The following is a 22,267-nucleotide window of genomic DNA, read 5'->3' as shown; positions in this document are numbered from 1 at the left end:
GAGGTAACAGAAAGTGAAACTCAGGCCGGCTGCTTCGGCCCGGGAGGCGGCCCTGCAGGTCATTTACCGGGTGACGGAAGAAGGGGCCTTTGCCAGCCTGGCCCTGAATGAAGTCTTGCAGGCCTCCAACCTTGAGGGCCGTGACCGCACCCTGGCCACGGAGCTGGCCTACAGTGCCGTCAAGGCCTGGCAAACCCTGGACTGGGCCCTGAGTCTCTTTTTAAAATACCCCCTGGCCAAACTTCCGCCATGGATTCGCTGCCTTTTACGTCTGGGAGGGGCGCAGCTCATGTATTTACCGCGGATACCCGCGCGGGCGGCCATCTATGAAACGGTGGAACTGGCCAAAAAATATGGTCACCGGGGCACGGTGGGCCTGGTAAACGGCATCCTGCGCAACCTGGAACGCCGCAAGGAGAATTTACCTTACCCGGAACCGGGGAGTGATCCTGCCGGCTACCTTTCCTTGCGTTATTATCATCCCCGCTGGCTGGTAGAGAAATGGCTGACGCAGTTTGGCTATGAAGAGACGGAAGCCCTCTGCCGGGTGAATAATGGACCGGCGCCCATGGCGATCCGCGTCAATACCCTGAAGACGACAGTGGCCGGCCTGACAGCGCGCCTCCAGGACGAGGGAGCTTCTGTCAGGCCGGCCCCCTATGCCCCGGAGGGCCTTATAGTTGAAGGCCTGGGGGCGGTAGAGGCCAGCCCTTCCTTCCGGGAAGGGTTGTTCTATGTCCAGGATGAAGGTTCCCAGCTGGTTGGTCATGCTTTAAAACCCGAACCAGGGTCTTTTGTTATTGATGCCAGTGCCGCCCCGGGCGGCAAGACGACGCACCTGGCCCAGCTTATGGCCAACAGGGGCACGATTCTGGCCTGCGATGTCCATCCTTCTCGCCTGGAGTTAATTAAAGAAAACTGCCGGCGCCTTGGCGTAACTTGCGTACAAACGGCCCTGGCGGATGCCCGTGAACTTGGGAAACGTTATCCGGGGATAGCCGATTATCTGCTCATTGATGCGCCCTGTTCAGGGCTGGGGGTGTTACGCCGCCGGCCCGATGCCCGCTGGCGCAAGGAACTGGCCGGGATTAAGGAACTGGCCCGGCTGCAGCTGGAAATTCTCCAGGGAGCCAGACGGGCTTTAAAGCCGGACGGCGTTTTAGTCTACAGCACCTGCTCCCTGGCCCCGGAAGAAAACCAGGAAGTTATCCGGCAATTCCTCGACCAGGCGCGAGAATTTTCCCTTGTTACCCTTAAACCGTGGCTGCCGGTCGTACCATCTGACCTGGAAGCCGCGGCCCGTCAGGGCTGGGTGCAGTTTCTACCCCAGCGCCACGGTACCGACGGCTTTTTCATAGCGCGCTTAAAAAGGTAAACCCTAAAGGATTTTACCCCTTTATGCAGAATAAAGTTAGGTGGATAATTTGCGCTAAGCGTTAAAAAACGTTGTAAAAACTATTAAAGAAAACCTGCAGCGGCAATCGCTAGCCGGGTGTTGAGAAGGGTACCCATTTTTTGAAAGGGATCTCCTTGTTCGTATAAGGGGGGAAATATATGGATGTTATGCCCTGGACGGCACTGTTCTTTCAGTCCATACCGGAGGAAATAATTTTAGTTACTTTAGGTCTGGCGCTAATTGGCGAGTATCCGGGGATGAAAGGGATTGTTGCGGTTGGGATAAGCGGAGCGGTGTTTTCCTTTTATTTCCGCCATTTATCCCTGCCTTTTGGAATTCATACTTTAGCTTCGATTGTTGTATTGGCCCTGGCAATGTGGCTGTTATTACGGGTTAATTTATTTAAAGGGCTTTTAGCTGCTTTCCTAGGTATTGTGAGTTTAGGTATTATTGAAAGCATATCTTTCCCTCTTATTTCCTTATTAACCGGCTTGAGTTTTGAAGCGGCTCTTCAAGATCCTTTATTAAGAATCCTTTTCCCCCTCCCTGATGAAATAATTCTGGGCCTGTTTGCTTATTTCTGCCGGCGCCGGCGTTTGTCCTTAATTAGTACCGGAAAACTCATATCAAATAATGCCCGGAAGGATAACGAGGATGAAAAGTAGAAATTTCACCTGGATTATTATAACCCTGGTCCTGCTGCAAGCTTTGTTGATTATTATCCTCAATTTAAGCCATTATGCCCGTGAAACTTTTCCTATTTTTTATCCGGAAAAGAACCCGACGTCTTATTTTATGATTTCATTTTTATTCTTATTAACCTATGTTGGTATAATTTATATTTTATTTTCTGCCGCCCGCCGGGAGATGCAGCTCTTGCAGCAGGAACTGTACATCGAAAATTTAAAGGAGAGCCTGAAAAATTTACGCGCCCAGCGCCATGATTTCATCAGCCACCTGCAGACGGTCTACGGCCTGCTGCAGATGGAGATGGCTGACGCTGCCCTGGAATACATAACCTCTGTTTGCAACGAGGTGCGCCAGCCCACCCGCATTATCGAAGTCAACCAGCCGGTACTGGCGGCCCTTTTCCAGACCAAGGCTGCCGCAGCGGAAGCCCGGGGGATAAGCTTTCAATATGAAATAAACAGCGATTTAAAGGGGTTTCTGCTGCCCCAGACGGATGCCACCAGTATCTTTGGCAACCTCCTGGACAACGCCATCGAAGCCGCCCTGGCCGCCCTGCCCGGTGTGGAAAAGCGCATCTGGCTGCGGATCTTTAATGCCGACAACTACTACTGTTTTGAGGTGGGCAACACCGGCCCGGCCATTCCCCTTGAGCTGCAGAAAAAAATTTTTGAAAGGGGTTTTACCACGAAGAAGGTCGATGAAGAGAACCACGGCCAGGGACTACACATCGTCCAAAAGCTGGTGGCAGCCCATAACGGCCAGATCAAGGTATACAGCAGCGACCAGGGGACGGTCTTTACGGTGAGATTTCCCGTTTTATCAACATAATTTGCCATGGTGGCAGGAATCTATGAAAATTTGTAGAAAGAATAATATGGAAGAATTAGCAAACATTTATGGAGCAGGCAAGCCTTGCTAAGCATTCACCGTTTAGCCCGAAGCAGTGCCGCGTACCTGGTGGCCAGGTTACCGGATGGTCAAAATAAACCGGAGGTAGAAGTAGTAGCCTTTGGCCTGGAGGTGGCCCTGGGAGCCAGCGTGCAGCTGCTTGTTTTTATGGCCACTGCCTGGTATTTGGGCCTGCTGCCGGAGATGATGGCAGCCCTCATAACCATGGCCACTTACCGTCTGCTGGCCGGCGGCGTGCACTGCAGCGCCTATTACCGCTGTCTGATTTTGTCATTGTTAACCCTTATCATTCTGGCCCACCTGGGCCGCTGGCTGGCAGGTGCTCTGGGAGGAAGTTTGCCGGTGGTTGTGCTGCTGGTATTTGCAGCCAGCCTGGTAATTGCCTGGCGCCGGGCACCGGCGGAATCGGCGGCGGCCCCCATTATCAACCCGGTGCGCAGGTCCAGGTTAAAGAAAGCCTGTTATTTATGGTTAGTTCTATGGCTGGCAACCGTTATGCTGGGTTATCACCTGGGGTGGCGCAGCAGCCTCCTGGCCAGCAGCCTGCTGGCTCTAGTTTTCCAGGACTTGGCCCTGACACCTTTTGGCTTTGCCGCCGTGGGGCGGGCAGACGGCGTGTTAAAACGCCTCCTGCCCCTGGGATAAAACTGGAGAAAAGGAGGTGAAGTTTCATGTTGAAGAAACTGGCGGCCACGGTAGTATCCCTGGGCGTGGCCCTGGCCGTCCTGGTGGCCAATAGCAGCGTATGGCCGGCCAGTGTCTTGTTGTGGCACCAGCCGGAAGTCCCGGCCAGTTTAAGGAAGTAGCGTAAGGGATATTAGATAGCTAAGGGAGGTTCACTCCCTTTTTTTCTTTATCTTGACCCCGGCCGGGGACAATGTGGTATATTATGGTATAGCTTCATTCATAATAATGCCAGGGGATGGTTATGACTACCAAGATTGACCTGCGGGGCCTGCTGCCCGAGGAACTGGCTCAACTGGCGGCAGAACTGGGTGAAGCGTCCTACCGCGGTCGGCAGCTTTTCCACTGGCTCCACCGCCGCCGGGCTACCAGCCTGGAGGCAATGACCGAATTGCCCGGGGCTTTCCGGGCCCGGCTGGCCGGTCAGGCTGTCCTGCCACCGGTAGAGGTCATAAACCGGAGGGTGGCGGCCGGCGGCCTGACCCGGAAGTTATTGCTGCGCCTGGCGGACGGTGAGCTGATTGAATGTGTACTTATGTCTTATGAAGATGGCCGCCGGCGGCAGACTGCCTGCCTGTCCAGCCAGGTGGGCTGCGCCATGGGTTGCACCTTTTGCGCCACCGGGCAGGGCGGCTTCCGCCGCAACCTCACGCCGGGGGAAATTGTCCTCCAGGCCCTGGCCCTGGTGAAAGATGTGCAGCTGCGGGACCCTGAGGCTCGCTTGAGCAACATCGTCTTTATGGGCATGGGCGAGCCCCTGCTTAATTACCGGGCCGTCTTAAAGGCGGTGCGTATCTTTGAACACCCGCAAGGGTGGGGTATAAGTCACCGGCGGATAACCATATCTACCTGTGGCCTGGTGCCCCAGATCAGGCAGCTGGCCGGGGAGAAGCCGCCCCTTGAACTGGCCGTTTCCCTCCATGCCGCCACCAATGAGCTGCGGGAGCGGTTAATGCCCATTAACAGACGGTATCCCCTGGAAGAGCTGATTCCGGCCTGCCGCCACTATGGCCGGATAACGGGGCGGCGGGTTACCTTTGAATATGCCCTCATTGCCGGTGTCAATGACCGCCGGGAAGACGCCGGGCGCCTGGTCGAGTTGCTCCAGGGGGTGCTGGCCTTTGTCAACCTGATCCCCTTAAACCCGGTTCCCGGCAGCCCCTACAAGGGTGTAAGCCGGGCGAAGGCGTGGCTTTTTGCCTCCTGGTTGCAAAAGGCCGGCCTGGCAGCTGCCGTGAGGGAAAGCCGGGGACAGGATATCGCCGCCGCTTGCGGCCAGCTTCGCAGTAACGCCGGCCGGGAGGTGTTTTAATGGATTGGCTGGAAAAAAACGAGCGTTTCTGGCAGCGACTCTTTGATAGCCTATTCCGTCGCGGGACTGATGTTCCCCTCCAACCTGTGGAGATCGCCAAAAAACTGGCTAAAACTATGGTTGCCCAGCGCACGGTAAGCGTCAGCCGTGTCTACGTCCCCAATATTTACCTGGTTCATTTAAATCCCAAGGATTTTGAACGCCTGTCGGCCTTTGAACATGCCCTGGCTAGGGAACTAGCCGGCTACCTAGAGAAGAAAGCGGCCGAGCAAAATTTAACCATGGTCGGCGAACCCCGGGTAGAGCTGGAGGTAGAAGACGAACTGGCCCCGGGTGAGGTGCGTATCCACGCCCGCATGGAAGAAGGGCGGCCGGAGGAAGAGGGGAACGCCCATGTTGAAAGCGATACGTTAATTTACAAGGCCATCGATGCGGAGGAAGATGACCGGCCAGGCCGGCCCTCCTTAAAGCTAACCGTTATTGCCGGGCCGGATGCGGGGCGTACGTTTCTCCTGCGGCCCGGGAAGCAGGTCCTGGGGCGCCAGCCAGTCTGCGATTTTATCTTGACCGACGAGCAGGTTTCCCGGCGCCACTGCCAGCTGGAAGAAAGCCATGACCGGGTCCTGCTGGTGGACCTAGGCAGCCGCAACGGCACTCTGGTTAACGGGAAGAGGGTGGAACGGGCCTTTTTGAACCCCGGCGACCGTATGCAGGTGGGCCGGACTGTGTTAGAATTACAGATAAGCTAGCCGGAGCGGGTGGTTACGTTGGCGGAAATTTTGCTGGCCGGGTTGAGATTTGTTTTTGTAATTTTAATCTACCTTTTCCTGTGGCATGTCTTAAGGCTCATGTACCTGGAGCTGGCGCCGGGTCATCACATTAAGCGTACCCGTGGCACCGCTGGCCGGCCGGTTTTAACTGTCCTGGAAACAAAAAACGCAGGCATAAAAAAAGGAGAAAGATATCTCCTCGGCGAAAATATTACCATTGGCCGCGATCAACATAATGATATTGTAATTAACGACTTTCACGTTTCGGCCCGTCACGCTGTAATTACCCGTCGCGGCGAAGAATGGCAGTTAGTTGACCTGGATAGCACTAACGGGACTTACGTCAACGGCCACCTACTAACCGGCCCGCAGAGTTTACGGCCTGGCGATGAAGTAAGGATTGGCGGCGTGACCTTTAAAGTGGGGTGGGAAGATGCGAGCCGAGGCCCTTTCCCATACCGGACTGGTGCGGCCCGGTAATGAAGATTATTTTATTAGCGACGTTGAACGGGGGCTTTTCGCCGTAGCCGATGGTATGGGCGGGCACCAGGCCGGGGAAGTTGCCAGCCACCTGGCTCTACGGGCCCTGCAGGACAGGCTTTTTTACGGGACAGCGGGGGAACCGTTGCCCCGGTTGCTGGCCGCGGCAGAATTTGCCAACGAGATAGTTTACCGGTGCTCCCTGTCCAGCCGGGAACGGGCGGGGATGGGCACAACCATGACGGCCGTCTGGATAGTGGGATCAAGGGGTTTCCTGGTCCATATCGGCGACAGCCGTGCTTACCTTTTTCGGGACGGACAGTTACAGGTATTAACTAACGATCATTCTTATGTCGGCGAACTAGTCCGCTGCGGCGGCCTGACGGCGGAAGAGGCCCGTCTGCATCCCCAGCGCAATATCCTTACCAGGGCTCTGGGGACGGGGAATACGGTTGATATTGACAGCCGAGAAATTGAGCTGAAGCCGGGAGACCGGTTGCTATTATGTACCGACGGCCTCTATGAGGTCATTCCCGATCAGGAGCTGGCGGACATCATGAACCGCCACCAGGAACTGGCTGGAGCTACCCGGCAATTGTTGCGACTGGCCCTGGAGCGGGGAGGGCCGGATAATGTTACGGTGGTGTTGGCCCTTTATGAGTAGTGGCGGTACCAGTACAAACCGGGGACAGGAGATGGCCCTGCTAATCTGGCCGTCTTTAATCCTGGCTGCCGGGTACGGTTATATGGTAACTTTTGCCTCCCGCCAGCCCGGCTGGCATCCGGGCTATGCTCTGGCCCTGCTGCTGGGGGGGTTCTGGGGGACGCACCTGATTTTAAGGGCTACCCGCCATGGTGGCGATCAGTATCTCCTTCCCCTGGCGGCCACCCTAACGGCCCTGGGTCTTACCTTTTTGTTCCGACTGGACCCCGGACTCGCTTACCGCCAGATTATCTGGACCATAATGGGGCTTTTAGTCCTTATAGTCGTTGCTGTTGGTTTCCGGGATTACCAGCGCCTGGAACATTATCCCTACCTCTTTTTATCCCTGGGGCTTTTTTTCCTGCTTATTACCGTCCTGCTGGGGACGCGCATCGGCGGGGCCAAGAGCTGGCTGACCCTTGGTTCATTCCGTATGCAACCGGTAGAAGCTGTCAAGGTCCTCATGGTTATGTACCTGGCCGGGTATTTAAGCGACAAGAGGGAGCTGCTGATCCAGGGAGCCGGGCGTTTATCCTGGGGCCCCCTCCTGGTGGCTGTAGCCCTGGCCGTTTTATTGCTGGTCCTGCAGCGTGACCTGGGTTCAGCCCTGATTCTCCTCATTACTTTCCTGGCCATGCTCTACCTGGCCACCGGGAAATTACGCTTTTGTGTGGCAGGGGGAGCCTTATTTAGTCTGGGAGCGGTACTGGCTTACCTGGTCTTCCCCTATCTCCGGGCGCGCATTGCCGTCTGGATCAACCCCTGGGCAGATTATAGCGGGGCCGGTTACCAGGTTGTTCAGGCCCTGATCACCCTGGGGAGCGGCGGTATCTTTGGTACCGGCCTGGGCCTGGGTTATTCCGAGGTGATCCCGGCTGTTGCCACCGACTTTATCTTTGCCACCATGGGCGAGGAAATGGGATTAATGGGCAGCCTGGGGGTTATCCTTCTCTACCTGCTGTTTGCCCTGCGAGGTTTCCGTGCCGCCCTCCGGGCCCCCGAGGAGCAGGGCGTACTGCTGGCTGGCGGGTTGACCGTACTCTGTACCTTCCAGGCCCTGATCATTATGGCCGGGGTTAGCAAGCTCCTGCCCCTGACGGGGGTAACCCTGCCGTTTGTCAGTTACGGCGGCAGTTCCCTGGTGATCAGCTACCTGTTGCTGGCTTTACTCCTCAATGTCAGCGCTGCCGGCCGGGAGGCAAAACCATGAAAACCGGGGTGCGCCGCCTGGCCCTGGCGACAGGTGTATTTTTCGTCATTCTCATTGTGTACCTGACCTACATCCAGGCCATAGCCGGGGAGAGGCTCTATTTAAACCCCCTGAACCCGCGTTTGAACCTGGTTGAGCAGCAAACCGAGCGCGGGACGATTTATGATCGCGCCGGCAGGGTCCTGGCCCGGACGGTGGGGAACCCGGGCCAGTTCCAGCGCCAGTATCCCTACGGCCAGGCGGCGGCCCAGGTGGTGGGGTATGTTTCCGGGCGCTTTGGCAGCAGTGGCCTGGAAGCCAGCCGGGATGGCGATCTCCTCGGTCTTACCGGCTGGCAGCAGCTGGTCAATAAAGGCCGGCGTTTAATAGGCCAGGCGGCCCGGGGGAATGATCTGCACCTCACCCTGGATGCCGATTTACAAAGCCTGGCAACGAACCTGCTGGCCGGCCGGCGGGGAGCGGTTGTCGCCCTGGACCCGCGCACCGGTGCCGTCCTGGCCCTGGCCAGCAGCCCGGCCTTTGACCCCAACCGGCTGGAGGAGGAATGGCAGCGGATTAATAGCCCCGGCGCCGGCAGTCCCCTCCTGAACCGGGCCATCCAGGGTCTCTATCCCCCCGGTTCGATTATGAAGCTGGTAACGGCCACCGCGGCCCTGGAAGCCGACCCCGGTATTTTGCAGCGTGATTTCTACTGCCCGGGTTACCTGGAGGTCCAGGGCTGGAAGCTTACCTGCCCCCGGCCCCATGGCCACCTGAATTTCCAGCAGGCCATGATGTATTCCTGCAATGTTACCTTTGCCACCCTGGCCCTGGAAGCCGGGGCGGATAAATTCAAAGAAACGGCAGCCCTGTATGGCTTTGATAAACCTTTAAAGTTCGACCTGCCAGTCGAGGAATCCCGGGTGCCGGGCCGCCTGGATGCCAGCGCCCTGGCAGGGAGTTCCATTGGCCAGGGGGCCGTACTGGCAACGCCCCTGCAAATGGCCATGGTCACGGCCGCTATTGCCAATAAGGGTATCTTAATGCAGCCTTACCTGGTCGAGAAGGTAACGGCAGCAGGTGGCCGGCTCCTCTGGCAGGCTGTGCCGCGGCCTCTCCAGGTGGTAACCGGGGCCAGAGTAGCGGCGGATATTAAAAATGCCATGGTGGCTACAGTAAACGGTGGGACAGCTACGGCTGCAAGCTTACCGGGGACTCAGGTGGCGGCCAAAACAGGCTCCGCCCAGAATCCCGGGGGCGAAACCCATGCCTGGCTGGTGGCTTTTGCTCCGGCGGAAGAACCGCGGATTGCTGTAGCCGTTGTCGTGGAAAATGCTGGTGCGGGTGGCGCGGTAGCAGCCCCCATTGCCCGGGAAATTATGGCGGCAGCCTTGAGGCGGTGACTAAATGGATAAAATGATTGGTAAAATCCTGGAAGGTCGTTATGAGATAATTGATGAACTGGGAGGCGGGGGCATGGCCCGGGTCTACCGGGGACAGGACCGCCTGCTGCACCGTTATGTGACCATCAAAATTTTGCGGGAACAGTATGCCAGCGATAAGGACTTTTTAACCCGCTTCCACAGGGAAGCCCAGGCTGTAGCCAGCTTGTCCCATCCCAATGTGGTCAGCATCTATGACGTTGGCCAGGAAGACGGCATCCATTATCTGATTATGGAGTATGTTGAAGGCCGGTCCTTAAAGGATCTTATTAAAGAACGAGGGCCCCTGCCGCCCTTGGAGGCTATCGATATAGCCCTGCAAATTTGTGACGCCCTGGAACATGCCCATGAAAATGGCGTTATCCACCGGGATATTAAACCCCATAACATCCTCATTACCCGCAATGGCCGGGTCAAGGTAACCGATTTTGGTATCGCCCAGGCCGTCAATGAAGCAACCATGTCTTACAGCGGTACCATGGTCGGTTCTGTTCATTACCTGGCACCGGAACAGGCCAGAGGCGGGGTTACCGGCGCGGCGGCCGATATTTATTCCTTTGGTATTGTCCTCTACGAAATGCTGACCGGGGATCTTCCCTTCCACGGTGACACCCCGGTAGCCGTGGCCATCAAGCATATCCAGGAATCCCCCCGGCCCTTGCGGGAGATAAACCCCAGTGTTCCGGCGGCCCTGGAGCGTATTGTCATGCGCACCCTGGAAAAGGAGCCGGAACGACGCTACCCGTCGGCGACCGCCTTACGTTCGGACCTGTTGGCGGTAAGAAATGCCCTGGCGGAAGATACCTTTGCCACCCAGGTCCTGCCGGCGGTGGAGGCTCCCGACCCTCCGGCCAGTCCCACCCGGCCGCGCCGGCGGCCGCGGGTGTGGGCCTGGGTTTTAATGGTTCTCCTCTTTTTAGGCCTGGCCGCCGCCGGTCTGTGGGCTGGATTTCGTTATTACCTGCTTGTCGGCGAGACAGTGGTACCACCTGTAACTGGCCTTACTGAAGGCCAGGCCCTGGACCGGCTGGCGGCAGCCGGTTTGCGGGGCCAGGTGGGCAGCAGGCAGTATAATGCCGAGGTACCGGCGGGACAGGTTATGGCCCAGGAGCCCGCAGCCGGGGAACGGGTCCGCCGCGGCCGGGTCGTGACCCTGACCGTCAGCCAGGGCACTCGCATGGTTACGGTTCCTCCAGTTATTGGGCTTACGGAGCGAGATGCACGCCTGCGGTTGGAAAATGAAGGCTTACGGGTTGCCGGCGATTCGCTGAAAGTATATCATCCCAGTATCCCCGCAGGTTCAGTAGTGGAACAAAATCCTCCCGGTAACAGCAAGCAGCCAGAGGGTACCGAGGTCAGGTTGATTGTCAGCAAAGGCCCGGAGCCCCAGCTGATTCCTGCCCCCAGTCTGGTTGGCAAATCCCTGGCCGAGGCCCAGCAGCAGCTGGCGGCGGCGAAGCTGCAGCAGGGGACTCTTACTTACAAGCGGAGCGAGGAGCAATTCCCGGGGATAGTCATTGACCAGGACCCGCGACCGGGGTCCAGTGTCCTGCAGGGCAGTGCCATCAATTTAGTTGTCAGCCAGGGGCCGGGGCCGGCCCAGAAACAAGTGGGCGTCACTGTACCTCCGGCTCCGGATGATAAAGAACACGAGGTGCGCATCGTTGTTACCGATGCCAAAGGGACCAGCGAGGTATTGAATAAGAAACAGGAGCAAGGCCAGCAAATCCAGACCGTGATAACGTACTTTGGTAAGGGTAAGCTCCAGGTCTTCCGCGATGGCAATCTAATTTACGAGCGGGATTTACCGTAAGGAGGATGGTATGGAAGGCATCCTTTTACGGCGTTACGGCGGGTTTTACTATGTAGAAACCGGAGGCCAGGTCTGGACCTGTCGCCTGCGGGGCCGTTTCCGGCGCGAGGCCGACCTCCTGCCAGGTGACCGGGTGGAAATGGTGCCCCTGGGTCCCGGGGAAGGGGTGATTGAAGCTGTAAAACCCCGGCGTACCCTCCTGGAGCGCCCGGCCGTGGCCAATGTGGAGCAGGCTATTATCGTTTTTTCCTTAAGCACGCCGCCCCCGGACCTGGAACTGCTGGACCGCCTGCTTTTTTTAAGCAGCGTTAAGGATATTCGGGCCATTATCGTCTGGAATAAAGTCGATGTCGGCCAGGAGAAGTACCTCTATTTACCCGCTATTTACCGGCAAATCGGCTACCCGGTTTTAATCGCCAGTGCCCGCACCGGCCAGGGCGTAGAGAAGCTCAGGGAGATCCTGGCAGGGAGGCTCAGTACCTTTGCCGGCCCCTCCGGGGTGGGCAAGTCCTCCCTCCTCAATGCCCTCCAGCCGGAACTAAACTTGCGGACGGGCGAAGTGAGCGCTAAAGGGGGCCGTGGCCGCCATACCACCCGCCATGCCGAATTAATCAGTCTCCCGGGCGGGGGCTGGGTAGCCGACACCCCGGGTTTCAGCCGCCTGGACTTACCACCCCTGGACAGGTTGGAGGTAGCCGGCCATTTTCCGGAGATGGAACCCTTAATAGGACGCTGCCGTTTTAATTCCTGCCTGCACCGGGGCGAACCCGGTTGTGCCGTGGCCGCGGCCGTAGAGGCCGGGGAAATTGCCGGGCACCGCTATGAACATTACCTTAATTTTCTAGATGAGGTTATTGCCAGGGAAAGGAGCTATTAATCTTTGACCATTATTGCCCCCTCACTGCTGGCTGCCGACTTCAGTAACCTCCAGGCTGAAATAGAAGACGTCGCTGCCGCTGGAGCCGACTGGCTACACCTGGATATTATGGACGGCCATTTTGTCCCCAATATCACCTTCGGGCCGGACCTGGTGGCCGCCTTACGACCTAAAAGCCAGCTGGTTTTTGATGTGCACCTGATGCTTTCCCGGCCGGAAGACTTTATTGCCCCCTTTGCCGCGGCAGGCGCCGACTATATTAGCGTCCACGCCGAAGCTTGTACCCATCTCCACCGAGTGTTGCAGCAAATCCGCGCCGCCGGCTGCCGGCCGGCAGTAGCCTTAAACCCGGCCACACCATTGTCAGTCCTGGATCATATCCTGGCTGAAGTGGATATGATTTTATTGATGACGGTAAATCCCGGCTTTGGCGGCCAGGAGTTTATCCCGGCCATGCTGCCGAAAATAGCCTCCCTGTCCGCCATGTTGCGCCAGCGTAAATTGGACATTTTGCTGGCGGTGGACGGTGGAATTACCCCGGTCACAGCCCGACAGGCCTGCCGGGCCGGAGCCAACGTCCTGGTAGCCGGTTCGGCCATCTTTGGCCGCCCGGACCGGGCGGCAGCCATTAACGCTTTGCGCGCGGCAGAAGACTAGCACCTGCTCCTTGACGCCGGCAGGTTACAGGTCTATAATTACAGTAACGTCCTTCGGGGTTAGGTGCAATTCCTTACCGGCGGTAATAGCCCGCGAGCCCTAAAGGCAGACCCGGTGCAATTCCGGGGCCGACAGTGACAGTCTGGAAGGGAGAAGGCGTTGTGTATCCTTTGCCCTTTCTAACCCCGGAGTACGACCCCGGGGTTTTTTAATGCCTTGAAAAGAAATTAAAAGGAGCAAGTGGAAATGCCTCCAGAGGATGTCGAGTACATGCGCCGCGCTCTGGAACTTGCCCGGCTGGGCCTGGGCCGCACGAGCCCCAACCCGGCCGTGGGCGCCGTGATTGTCCGGGATGGCCGCGTGGTAGGTGAAGGTTACCACCAGAGGGCGGGTACTCCCCATGCCGAAATTCATGCCCTGCGGGCGGCGGGTGAGGCAGCTAAAGGCTCTACCCTCTATGTTACCCTGGAGCCCTGCTGCCATTATGGCCGCACGCCGCCCTGCACGGAAGCCATTATAGCTGCCGGTATCCGGCGGGTGGTGGCAGCTATGGCCGATCCCAACCCCAAAGTGGCCGGTGGCGGCTTCCAGGCCCTTCGCCGGGCCGGGATTGAAGTGGAGACAGGCCTCTTAGAAGATGAAGCCCGGCGGCTGAATGAAGCCTTTATCAAGTATATTACCACCGGGCGGCCCTGGGTGACCCTCAAGATGGCCCTGACCCTGGACGGTAAAATCGCCACCCGTACTGGTGCTTCCCGCTGGATTACTGGCCCGGCAGCCAGGCAAAAGGCCCACGAGCTCCGTGATACCCACGACGCCATCCTGGTGGGAATCGGCACCGTCATGGCCGATGACCCCGAGCTCACCACCCGCCTGCCGGGGGGCAAGGGTCGGGACGCCGTAAGGATAATCCTGGACAGCTATTTAAGGATACCTTTAACGGCCAGGGTGTTGAACCTGGCTTCCCCGGCGCCCACCCTGGTGGCCACCACCGCGGCAGCGCCGGTGGAAGCCCGGCAGCAGCTGGCTGCCAGGGGCATCGAGGTCATAGTCTTACCGGCAGAAGACGGCCGGGTGGCCTGGCAGCCCCTGCTGGCTGAACTGGCCCGACGCCAGATTATGAGTATCCTGGTGGAGGGCGGGGCCGGGGTAAATGCTACCGCCCTGGCCGCCGGGGTAGTAGATAAAGTGGTAGCCTTTATTGCTCCCAAGATCTTTGGTGGCATGGCTGCTCCGGGACCGGTAGGAGGGGCCGGGGTAGCGAGCCCTCAAGAAGCCTGGCAACTGGAAAAAGTAGAGGTGGCGACCTGTGGTGAGGATATTATGTTAAGCGGTTATCTGGGCAAAAGAAGGGGAGAGGCGTGTTTACCGGTTTAGTTGAAGAGATAGGGGTTGTCCGCAGGGTAGAAACTGTTGGCCAGGGAGCCCGTTTAACCATTGCCGCCTGGAAGGTCCTGTCCGGTACCCGCCGGGGTGACAGTATAGCCGTTAATGGTGCCTGCCTGACGGTAGTTGAATTAACGCCAGCCGCCCTGGTAGCCGAGGTTATGGCTGAAACTTTAAGGGTTACTACCCTCGGTTCTTTAAAAGCGGGGGATCAAGTCAACCTGGAACGGGCCCTGCAGCTGGGCGAGCGGCTGGGCGGCCACCTGGTCAGCGGGCACGTGGACGGCGTGGGGGAAATTAAAACGAAAAGGCAGACAGGCATCGCCTGGGAGCTGGCGGTTGCGGTACCTCCCGGCCTGGAACGCTATATTGCTCCTAAAGGCTCCCTGGCCCTGGATGGTACGAGTCTGACGGTCATTACCGTAGATGGGAACATGGTAACAGTTGGCATCATTCCTCATACGGCCCGGCATACCATCCTGGGGACCAAGGGGCCGGGAGACAAGGTAAATATTGAAGTCGACCTGCTGGCCCGTTACCTGGAAAGGCTCCTCACTGGGCCCCAGGAGGAGACTGGTCGGAAGGGTTTGACCGTGGAGTTCCTCGCCGCCAATGGCTTTATTTAATATGAGGGGAAGAAGGTGATTCGCCATGGGCGAAGAAAAAATTAAATTTAATACCATTGAAGAAGCCCTTGACGATATACGGGCCGGGCGTATGGTGGTGGTGGTGGATGACGAGGACCGGGAGAATGAAGGCGATTTGATTATCGCTGCCGAGAAGGTTACGCCGGAAGCCATCAACTTCATGGCTACCTATGCCCGTGGTCTCATTTGCGTACCCATGGAGGGACAGCGTCTGGATGAACTGGAATTGACTCCCATGGTCACGCAAAATACGGAATCGATGGGGACGGCTTTTACAGTCTCCGTCGACGCAGCTGAAGTTACCACAGGTATTTCCGCTTTTGAAAGGGCTATTACTGTTAAAAAGCTTATTGACCCCCGCACCCGTCCTGAAGACCTGCGCCGGCCGGGGCATATATTCCCCTTGCGGGCCAAACAAGATGGGGTGTTGCGGCGGGCCGGGCATACAGAAGCCGCTGTGGATCTCGCCCGCCTGGCCGGCCTCTACCCGGCCGGGGTAATTTGCGAAATCATGAATCCAGATGGGACCATGGCCCGGGTGCCCCAGCTCTATGAATTCTGCCGGGAACATGGTTTAAAGCTTATTACCGTCGCCGATTTAATCAAATACCGCCGCCGGACGGAGAAACTGGTCCGCCGGGTGGCCGAGGCCGACTTGCCCACCGCTTACGGCCATTTTAAAGCCATCGCCTATGAAGAAGTAATGAGTGGCAAGGGTCACCTGGCCCTGGTGAAGGGAGATATTGCCGGTAGCCAGCCGGTACTGGTCCGGGTTCACTCCGAATGCCTGACAGGGGATGTTTTTGGCTCCTTACGCTGCGACTGCGGCGAGCAGCTCCAGCAGGCCATGGCCATGATAGAAGCGGAAGGCCGCGGTGTTATCCTCTATATGCGCCAGGAGGGGCGGGGGATAGGCCTCCTCAATAAAATCAAGGCGTACAGGCTTCAGGAAGAAGGCAAGGACACGGTGGAAGCCAACGAAGCCCTGGGTTTCCCGGCCGACCTGCGGGACTATGGCATCGGCGCCCAGATCCTGGCCGACCTGGGCGTCCGCCAGATCCGGCTCCTCACTAATAATCCCAAAAAGATTGCCGGCCTGGAAGGATATGGCCTTAAAGTTGTCGAAAGGGTTCCCATCGAAATGTGCCCCAACCGGGTCAACAGGCGTTACCTAAAAACGAAGAAGGAAAAAATGGGCCACCTGCTGCAGATAAGTTGAGAAAAATCCAGGTGTTATTACAAAGGGTAGGGTATGTCACTGCGCCGCTCAGGAGCTACGCGCCGACAGGACAACGGCTCGGTTCGGACCGTTGCATGCCGCCTGTGGATTGCCAATGAAAAGGCTCCGGGTTCCGCAAGCTTTGATCCTTCTATGAGGTTGCGCTTGTTTCCTTGCAAAGGTGCGCTCAGGCGTCCTCGGCGGCAGCAACGGTTAACCTCACCTCGCCTGTCCTGTTGCCGGCGCTCCGCTATTTGCGGCTCCGTGACATACCCTACCACAAACAAGTATTGCAGAAATTACCACAAAGCGAAGGAGGCCTTTTTCCCATGCCCAACATCTTAGCGGGCCAGCTGCAGGCCCGGGGATTGAAATTCGGTATTGTCGTCAGCCGTTTCAACGAGTTTATTACCTCCAAACTGCTGGACGGGGCCCTGGATGCCCTGACCCGCCACGGCGCCGACCCCGCGGCCATTGATGTGGCCTGGGTGCCGGGAGCCTTTGAAATCCCCCTGGCGGCGCAAAAAATGACGGCCCGGGGCTACGACGCCGTCATTTGTCTGGGTGCCGTCATCCGCGGGGCCACCCCCCACTTTGAATATGTAGCCGCCGAGGTGACCAAGGGCATTGCCCAGGTAAGCCTGAATAGCGGCGTACCGGTGATCTACGGGCTGATAACTGCCGACAATATTGAGCAGGCTATAGAGCGGGCCGGTACCAAGGCCGGCAATAAAGGCTTTGATGCCGCCATGGCCGCCATGGAAATGGCCAATCTCTTTAAAACAATGGCAGGGTAGGGATATAAGATGCGGGTAGGTATCATCAGCGATACCCATGGCGACGGCGCCGCCTGGGAACAGGCCCTGGCCAACTGCTTTCAGGGTGTAGACCTGATCATCCATGCCGGCGATGTCCTTTACCACGGCCCCAGGAATCCCATTGTGGCTGCCTATGCTCCTAAGGATCTGGCCGGGCTCTTGCAACAGTCTCCGGTACCCATCTTGATTGCCCGGGGGAATTGCGATGCGGAAGTAGATGCCATGGTCTTAAATTTACCAATAACGGAACAGGTAGTAGTCCAGATGGGCAAGCGCCGTCTCATCGCCCAGCACGGCCACCGTTTAGGTGAAGGCGACGCGGAACACCTGGCCGCCTATTACCAGGCCGACCTGTGGATAACCGGCCATACCCATGTAGCCATGCTGGCTGCCAGGCACGGGCGCCTTTTCGTTAACCCGGGCAGTCCCAGCCTGCCCCATAGCGGTCCTTTGGGCAAGTTAAAAACAGTAGCCGTAGCCGATGACACTGGCGTTAAAATCCTGGCCCTGTTAACTGGCGAAGTCCTGAAGGAGATGCCATGGCCGGCATAAAGAGGACAAAACCCGGGGTTTATTCACCCCGGGTTAATTTAAATGCCTTTTAGACGGCTCGCTGTACCTTGCCTGAACGCAGGCAGCGGGTACAGACGTAAACCTTTTTGGGGGTACCGTTTAAAATAATCTTGACCCGCTGGAGATTAGGGGACCAGGTGCGTTTGGTCTTAATATTGGAGTGGCTGACCTGATTGCCGGTAGTCGTCCTTTTGCCACAGATGCTGCAGACGGCCATTTGTTTCACCTCGCTTTTCAACCCTACGGCGATATTTTACCAGAGAAAGGGTTAGAAAGCAAGGAAATAAATTTCTCCTGCCGGGCAGGGAGTTACCGGGGCTTGTTGAAAATAATAATCAGGTGGTGAAGGGAATGAGCGGCCAAGAGAAAACTAACGTCGTTCCTTTGCAAATAACCCCAGACCTCTCCATTTTGGAAGTATTGCAGGCCTATCCCCAGGTGCGGCAGGTATTTTATCGCTATGGCATGGGCTGCCTGGAATGCATGGGTGCTATAAATGAAACCATTGCCAGCGGCGCCCGCAGCCACGGCGTTAACCTGGAAAACCTGTTGAAAGACTTGAATAAAGCCATTAGAAGCCGGGGATGAGCCTGAATGTACGACCGGCCGGTGAAAGTGTTAAAATATGTAGGTCCCCAGAAAGCAGCCTGCCTGGGCAAGCTCGGCATCCAGACGGTGGGCGATCTCCTCTGGCATTTTCCCAGGCGTTATGAAGACCGACGCCAGTTAAAGGGACTGGCTTCGGCAGCGGCCGGAGAAATAATTACCGTCCAGGTAACCATCAAAGCCTGGGAAGAAAGAGAACTGCGTCCAAATTTGCGCCTCTTCCGGGCCCTCATCCAGGACAGGCAGGGGACAGGCTATGCCCTCTGGTTTAACCAGCCCTACATAAAGCGCCAGCTACGTGTTGGAAGCGAGGTCGTCCTTACCGGGAAGGTAAATTACCGGGGTTATGTTCCCGAAATCCAGGTCAGTGACTATGAATCCCTTGGGGAAGGAGACAGCGGCCTTCATACGGGACGTATTGTACCCTTTTACCCCCTGACGACGGGCTTAAGCCAGCGCTGGCTGAGGCTGATTGTCCACCAGGCCCTGGAAGAAGTTCAGGGAGAATTGCCTGAGCTTTTACCCCTCCCTTTATGCCAGCGTTATCGCCTTTTACCCCGCTACCAGGCCTTGAAATATATTCACTTTCCCCCCGATCCTGCCGCTCTGCACCAGGCGCGGCGGCGCCTTAAATATGAAGAACTTCTAGTCTGGGAACTGGCTTTAACTTTAAACCGCTGGCAGCGTGAAGCAGGCGTTAGGGGCATTGCCCATACACCGGACAACGGACTGGTGCGGCAATTAATTGCTACCCTGCCCTTTAAACTGACTCGGGCCCAGGAAAGGGTGCTGGCCGAAATCCTAACCGATATGGAAAACCCGCGGCCGATGGCCCGCCTGCTCCAAGGGGATGTCGGTTCGGGTAAAACCGTAGTGGCGGCAGCAGCCATGGTTAAGGCTGTGGCTGGTGGCTGGCAGGCTGCCTTGATGGTCCCTACGGAAGTCCTGGCCGAGCAGCACGGGCAAACCCTCCAGAAAATCCTCGCGCCCTTAAAAGTACCGGTAGCCGTCCTGACGGGCAACACTTCCCGGCCGGAGCGGGAAGTTATCCTGGCCGGCCTGGCCACCGGCCAATTACCCCTGGTAGTAGGTACTCATGCTTTGATCCAGGAAAATGTAAGCTTTAAGGCCCTGGGACTGGTCGTTATCGATGAGCAGCACCGCTTTGGCGTTGACCAGCGGGCCGCCTTGGAGGCCAAGGGGCAGGCTCCCGACCTGCTGGTTATGACGGCCACACCCATTCCCCGTACCCTGGCCCTGGCAATATATGGTGACCTGGATGTGTCCCTTCTGGACGAACTACCACCGGGGCGGCAACCGGTAACTACCCGCATTTTAACGGAGAAACAGCGCGCAAAAGCATACCAGTTAATCCGCCGGGAGATTGAGAGTGGCCACCAGGCCTATGTTATCTGTCCCTTAATTGATGGAAGCGACAGCATAGCTGCGGAAGCCGCCATCGCCATGGCGAAAAAGCTACAGGAAGAAGTCTTTCCTGAATACACGGTGGGGCTGGTTCACGGGCGCCTTAAACCTGCTGAAAAGGAGGAGGTAATGAAGGCTTTCCGGGAGGGTAAAATCGCCATCCTGGTGGCAACGACAGTCGTTGAGGTAGGAGTCGACGTGCCCAATGCTACGGTAATGCTAATCGAAGGGGCGGAAAGGTTGGGCCTGGCCCAACTACACCAGCTGAGGGGCCGGGTGGGGCGCGGTACGTCTCCGGCCTATTGTTTGCTCATCACCAGTAGCAACAAGGCTGCCCGGGAGCGGCTGGCTATCCTGGCCTCCAGCCAGGACGGCTTTGCCATTGCCGAAGCCGACCTGCGCCTCAGGGGCCCCGGGGAATTTTTTGGCACCCGCCAGCACGGTTTGCCGGAATTTCGCCTAGCCAGGCTACCCGAGGATAGCCGCATATTGGAACAGGCCCGCCAGGACGCCCGCCTGATTTGTCGGGAAAACCTCTGGCAGCAGCCGGAATACCGCCAGCTTTACCTGACGGCCAGGAAAAAAATGGCAAGTCTGTTATTATAATAAGAGAAAATTTACCAAAAACAAAGGGTATGTTTAAATTATTTTTCAGCCACACTAAGCTTAAAAATTGGCACGCAGGTGATTCTATGCGATTAGAAAAAGATGAGTGTTCCTTATTGGCTTCTTTTTCCAGCAGCACCCGGGCCCAGGAAGCCATCAATGCCCTGAAAGCGGCTGGTATAACAGAAGTTCAGTTTGACCGGGTGGGACGTTTTGGCACCCGCTATAATGACCAGTACAATAATCCCCTGGCCAACCAGGCCAATACCATTACCGGCTTGACCCTTTATTCCGCTGATATTAACCCCCTGGTAAAAACCGATACCAGAGCCCTGCTGGCCGCCGACCCTTCTGTCAGCGGTGTGGGTTTAAAGGATTACGGGGTGGCCGGCAACGAGGGTTTTTTAGTTACCGTAGTAACGAAAGCGTCCCGGGTGAAGGAAGCCCGGGAAATTCTTGAGGCCCACGGTGGCAGACTTTAAATAAGCACCCTTCAGAGGTTTTTTGCAATATTAATGCAAAATTACGCTAGCCAAATAATACTAAGCATAAAAAAAGGTCGCCGGCTAATACTAAGACTGCATAAAGGTAAAGGAGGTGAAACTGAATGCCGCGTGGAGGAAGGACCAACCGTCTCCTGATCCCCCAGGCCCGCGGCCAGATGGAAAGGTTCAAGCAGGAAGTGGCCAGCGAACTGGGGATCTCCAATTACGACGGTTACCTGGGTGACCTGCCCTCCAAGGTTAACGGTTCTGTAGGGGGGCTCATGGTCAAAAAGATGATCGCTGCTTACGAGCAGACCCTGAGCAATCAGGCAGCCGGCGGCCTTGGTGGTGCAGATGTTGAACTGGGTGCCGCCCAGAACGTTACCGGTCGCATCAGCGGGCCTAACCCCGCTTATAATGCCGGTGGACAAAAGTTAAACATTAATGCCCAGCAATACAACCCCGGTGGACTGGGTGGATTGACTCAGTAACGGCAATTCCGGATGGCGGGTTTAACCCGCCATCTTTTTAATGTAAGGGTATGGCCGCCCTGGCCTGCAGTAAAGCGCTATGCAGAGTCCTGTTGAGGGCATTGCCAATAACCCAGGCCAGGTTATGCACCAGGTCGTCAACTTCTTTGGGGGTTACGGTAAGGTTACCGCCAAATGGTGCCAGGACATTGCGGGTAAGGTTCTGGGCCACGGCCTGGTCAAGCTGCAGGTTGACATGGGGAAAAGCCTGCTGCATTTGGTTAAGGGCTTCATAAATAATTACGCCGGCATGAACCACGGTAGGAATACCGATGGCAATGACGGGAACACCCATAGTTTGCCGATTGATGCCGACACGCTGATTGCCCACCCCTGAGCCGGGACTAATACCGGTATCAGTAATTTGAATACTGCTGCCTATACGCTGCAGATCGCCGGCGGCCAGGGCATCGATGGCAATCAACACCCGGGGCCGGGTTTTTTCTACTACACCCTTGAGGATTTCCGCTGTTTCAATACCGGTGGTACCCAGGACACCGGGGGCCAGGGCGCTGACGGGCCTGGTTCCTGGGGGCATATTTTGCGGGGCAAATTTTAGTAAATGCCTGGTGACTGTAAACTGGTTGATTACTTTTGGACCCAGGGAATCCGGTGTGGCTTCCCAGTTTCCCAGGCCCACCACCAGCACCGAGTCGGTAGGACCGACATTCCATTTTTCTAACAACAGGTTGAGCTTCTGGGCCAGGAGCCCCGCTATTTCTTCATGGACGGGCGGGTTTTCAAAGCGGAGGGCCGGGGCATCAATGGTTATGTAAGTTCCTAGGGGCTTGCCCATGGCCTGCTCGCCGGTGGCATTCATGATCGTAATGGTTGTAACCGTAGCGTTGGGATACTGTTCTTTATCTTCCTTTACCCCTGGCACTTCCTGCCGGGTAGCCCCGCGTAATAGAGCATGAGCTTCTACCGCCAGGTCCAGGATTACCCCTGAAAGCCGGTAAAATTCGGCGCGCTCCAAGGTCGTTTCCTCCTTTTTAAGCCCTGCCTTCAGGTTATCCATAATGAAAAAAAATATACATCGAAAAGGAAAAC

At 56.9% G+C, this 22,267-nt stretch carries 25 protein-coding genes and 1 riboswitch; of the genes, 23 read left to right on the top strand and 2 right to left on the bottom strand.

Going from position 1 to position 22,267, the window contains the following annotated elements; genetic code table 11:
- The first annotated feature begins 13 nt into the window (after positions 1–13).
- The 19 genes from rsmB (at position 14) to yfcE (ending at position 17,544) form a co-directional block, all read left to right on the top strand.
- Complete coding sequence (rsmB, locus tag FLZ89_RS00680) at positions 14–1,375, top strand: 16S rRNA (cytosine(967)-C(5))-methyltransferase RsmB (RefSeq protein ID WP_141304102.1); 1,362 nt, start codon at positions 14–16, stop codon at positions 1,373–1,375.
- Positions 1,376–1,554: 179 nt separating this feature from the next.
- Positions 1,555–2,061: a hypothetical protein gene (locus FLZ89_RS00675; RefSeq protein ID WP_141264200.1), complete on the top strand. Its 507-nt coding sequence runs from the start codon at positions 1,555–1,557 to the stop codon at positions 2,059–2,061.
- A complete protein-coding gene (locus tag FLZ89_RS00670) occupies positions 2,051–2,914 on the top strand; it encodes a sensor histidine kinase (protein WP_172613372.1) in 864 nt (287 codons plus the stop codon). Before FLZ89_RS00675 ends, FLZ89_RS00670 begins: the two co-directional genes overlap by 11 nt.
- 84 nt (positions 2,915–2,998) lie before the next feature.
- On the top strand, positions 2,999–3,640 hold the full coding sequence (locus FLZ89_RS00665) for an accessory gene regulator ArgB-like protein (protein WP_141264201.1): 642 nt from the start codon (positions 2,999–3,001) through the stop codon (positions 3,638–3,640).
- Positions 3,641–3,666: 26 nt separating this feature from the next.
- Positions 3,667–3,801 carry a cyclic lactone autoinducer peptide gene (locus FLZ89_RS00660; RefSeq protein ID WP_141264202.1) on the top strand — a complete coding sequence of 45 codons (135 nt, stop codon included), beginning with the start codon at positions 3,667–3,669 and terminating at the stop codon, positions 3,799–3,801.
- A gap of 122 nt (positions 3,802–3,923) precedes the next feature.
- Positions 3,924–4,991: a 23S rRNA (adenine(2503)-C(2))-methyltransferase RlmN gene (rlmN, locus tag FLZ89_RS00655; protein WP_141264203.1), complete on the top strand. Its 1,068-nt coding sequence runs from the start codon at positions 3,924–3,926 to the stop codon at positions 4,989–4,991.
- Positions 4,991–5,740, top strand: coding sequence for an FhaA domain-containing protein (locus tag FLZ89_RS00650; protein ID WP_141304101.1), 750 nt, complete (start codon positions 4,991–4,993; stop codon positions 5,738–5,740). The genes rlmN and FLZ89_RS00650 overlap by 1 nt, the downstream gene beginning before the upstream one ends.
- Positions 5,741–5,758: 18 nt before the next feature.
- Positions 5,759–6,241 (top strand): FHA domain-containing protein, encoded by a 483-nt coding sequence (locus FLZ89_RS00645; protein ID WP_172613371.1) that lies wholly within the window; start codon positions 5,759–5,761, stop codon positions 6,239–6,241.
- Positions 6,195–6,905, top strand: a complete 711-nt coding sequence (locus FLZ89_RS00640) for a Stp1/IreP family PP2C-type Ser/Thr phosphatase (RefSeq protein ID WP_141264206.1) — start codon at positions 6,195–6,197, stop codon at positions 6,903–6,905. Before FLZ89_RS00645 ends, FLZ89_RS00640 begins: the two co-directional genes overlap by 47 nt.
- Positions 6,874–8,154: an FtsW/RodA/SpoVE family cell cycle protein gene (locus FLZ89_RS00635; protein WP_216363805.1), complete on the top strand. Its 1,281-nt coding sequence runs from the start codon at positions 6,874–6,876 to the stop codon at positions 8,152–8,154. The genes FLZ89_RS00640 and FLZ89_RS00635 overlap by 32 nt, the downstream gene beginning before the upstream one ends.
- The gene (locus tag FLZ89_RS00630) at positions 8,151–9,536 is read left to right on the top strand and encodes a peptidoglycan D,D-transpeptidase FtsI family protein (protein ID WP_141264207.1); all 1,386 of its coding nucleotides are present in this window, start codon (positions 8,151–8,153) and stop codon (positions 9,534–9,536) included. The genes FLZ89_RS00635 and FLZ89_RS00630 overlap by 4 nt, the downstream gene beginning before the upstream one ends.
- A gap of 4 nt (positions 9,537–9,540) precedes the next feature.
- Positions 9,541–11,388: a Stk1 family PASTA domain-containing Ser/Thr kinase gene (gene pknB / locus FLZ89_RS00625; RefSeq protein WP_172613369.1), complete on the top strand. Its 1,848-nt coding sequence runs from the start codon at positions 9,541–9,543 to the stop codon at positions 11,386–11,388.
- Positions 11,389–11,398: 10 nt separating this feature from the next.
- The gene (rsgA, locus tag FLZ89_RS00620) at positions 11,399–12,265 is read left to right on the top strand and encodes a ribosome small subunit-dependent GTPase A (protein WP_141264208.1); all 867 of its coding nucleotides are present in this window, start codon (positions 11,399–11,401) and stop codon (positions 12,263–12,265) included.
- Between the two features lie 3 nt (positions 12,266–12,268).
- The gene (gene rpe / locus FLZ89_RS00615; protein WP_141264209.1) at positions 12,269–12,922 is read left to right on the top strand and encodes a ribulose-phosphate 3-epimerase; all 654 of its coding nucleotides are present in this window, start codon (positions 12,269–12,271) and stop codon (positions 12,920–12,922) included.
- A gap of 44 nt (positions 12,923–12,966) precedes the next feature.
- Positions 12,967–13,084, top strand: a riboswitch (FMN riboswitch).
- An 84-nt stretch (positions 13,085–13,168) separates the two neighbouring features.
- The gene (gene ribD, locus FLZ89_RS00610) at positions 13,169–14,299 is read left to right on the top strand and encodes a bifunctional diaminohydroxyphosphoribosylaminopyrimidine deaminase/5-amino-6-(5-phosphoribosylamino)uracil reductase RibD (protein ID WP_141264210.1); all 1,131 of its coding nucleotides are present in this window, start codon (positions 13,169–13,171) and stop codon (positions 14,297–14,299) included.
- Positions 14,284–14,934, top strand: a complete 651-nt coding sequence (locus tag FLZ89_RS00605) for a riboflavin synthase (RefSeq protein ID WP_141304100.1) — start codon at positions 14,284–14,286, stop codon at positions 14,932–14,934. The genes ribD and FLZ89_RS00605 overlap by 16 nt, the downstream gene beginning before the upstream one ends.
- A gap of 25 nt (positions 14,935–14,959) precedes the next feature.
- Positions 14,960–16,174, top strand: a complete 1,215-nt coding sequence (locus FLZ89_RS00600; RefSeq protein WP_141304099.1) for a bifunctional 3,4-dihydroxy-2-butanone-4-phosphate synthase/GTP cyclohydrolase II — start codon at positions 14,960–14,962, stop codon at positions 16,172–16,174.
- A gap of 329 nt (positions 16,175–16,503) precedes the next feature.
- On the top strand, positions 16,504–16,971 hold the full coding sequence (ribH, locus tag FLZ89_RS00595; RefSeq protein ID WP_141264213.1) for a 6,7-dimethyl-8-ribityllumazine synthase: 468 nt from the start codon (positions 16,504–16,506) through the stop codon (positions 16,969–16,971).
- A gap of 9 nt (positions 16,972–16,980) precedes the next feature.
- Complete coding sequence (yfcE, locus tag FLZ89_RS00590; RefSeq protein ID WP_141304098.1) at positions 16,981–17,544, top strand: phosphodiesterase; 564 nt, start codon at positions 16,981–16,983, stop codon at positions 17,542–17,544.
- Between the two features lie 49 nt (positions 17,545–17,593).
- On the opposite strand, the gene rpmB is transcribed toward yfcE, so the two are convergent.
- Positions 17,594–17,782 carry a 50S ribosomal protein L28 gene (rpmB, locus tag FLZ89_RS00585; protein ID WP_062282574.1) on the bottom strand — a complete coding sequence of 63 codons (189 nt, stop codon included), beginning with the start codon at positions 17,780–17,782 and terminating at the stop codon, positions 17,594–17,596.
- A 134-nt stretch (positions 17,783–17,916) separates the two neighbouring features.
- Between rpmB and FLZ89_RS00580 the strand changes: the two genes are divergently transcribed.
- From FLZ89_RS00580 to FLZ89_RS00565, 4 genes are all read left to right on the top strand, one after another.
- The gene (locus FLZ89_RS00580) at positions 17,917–18,153 is read left to right on the top strand and encodes a DUF1858 domain-containing protein (RefSeq protein WP_141264215.1); all 237 of its coding nucleotides are present in this window, start codon (positions 17,917–17,919) and stop codon (positions 18,151–18,153) included.
- 21 nt (positions 18,154–18,174) lie between these two features.
- Complete coding sequence (recG, locus tag FLZ89_RS00575; RefSeq protein WP_253256365.1) at positions 18,175–20,202, top strand: ATP-dependent DNA helicase RecG; 2,028 nt, start codon at positions 18,175–18,177, stop codon at positions 20,200–20,202.
- Positions 20,203–20,288: 86 nt separating this feature from the next.
- The gene (locus FLZ89_RS00570; RefSeq protein WP_141304096.1) at positions 20,289–20,684 is read left to right on the top strand and encodes a hypothetical protein; all 396 of its coding nucleotides are present in this window, start codon (positions 20,289–20,291) and stop codon (positions 20,682–20,684) included.
- Between the two features lie 125 nt (positions 20,685–20,809).
- The gene (locus tag FLZ89_RS00565; protein ID WP_141264218.1) at positions 20,810–21,178 is read left to right on the top strand and encodes an alpha/beta-type small acid-soluble spore protein; all 369 of its coding nucleotides are present in this window, start codon (positions 20,810–20,812) and stop codon (positions 21,176–21,178) included.
- 37 nt (positions 21,179–21,215) lie between these two features.
- Here FLZ89_RS00565 and gpr read toward each other — a convergent pair whose 3' ends face one another.
- Entirely contained in the window at positions 21,216–22,193 is a 978-nt protein-coding gene (gene gpr, locus FLZ89_RS00560) for a GPR endopeptidase (RefSeq protein ID WP_141264219.1), read from the bottom strand.
- Between the last annotated feature and the right edge of the window lie 74 nt (positions 22,194–22,267).

It is taken from the genome of Moorella sp. E306M (assembly GCF_006538385.1).
In the GTDB taxonomy this organism is placed as follows: domain Bacteria; phylum Bacillota; class DSM-521; order Neomoorellales; family Neomoorellaceae; genus Neomoorella.
The sequence above is the reverse complement of the archived record's forward strand: the minus strand, read 5'-3'. Positions and strand labels throughout refer to the sequence as shown.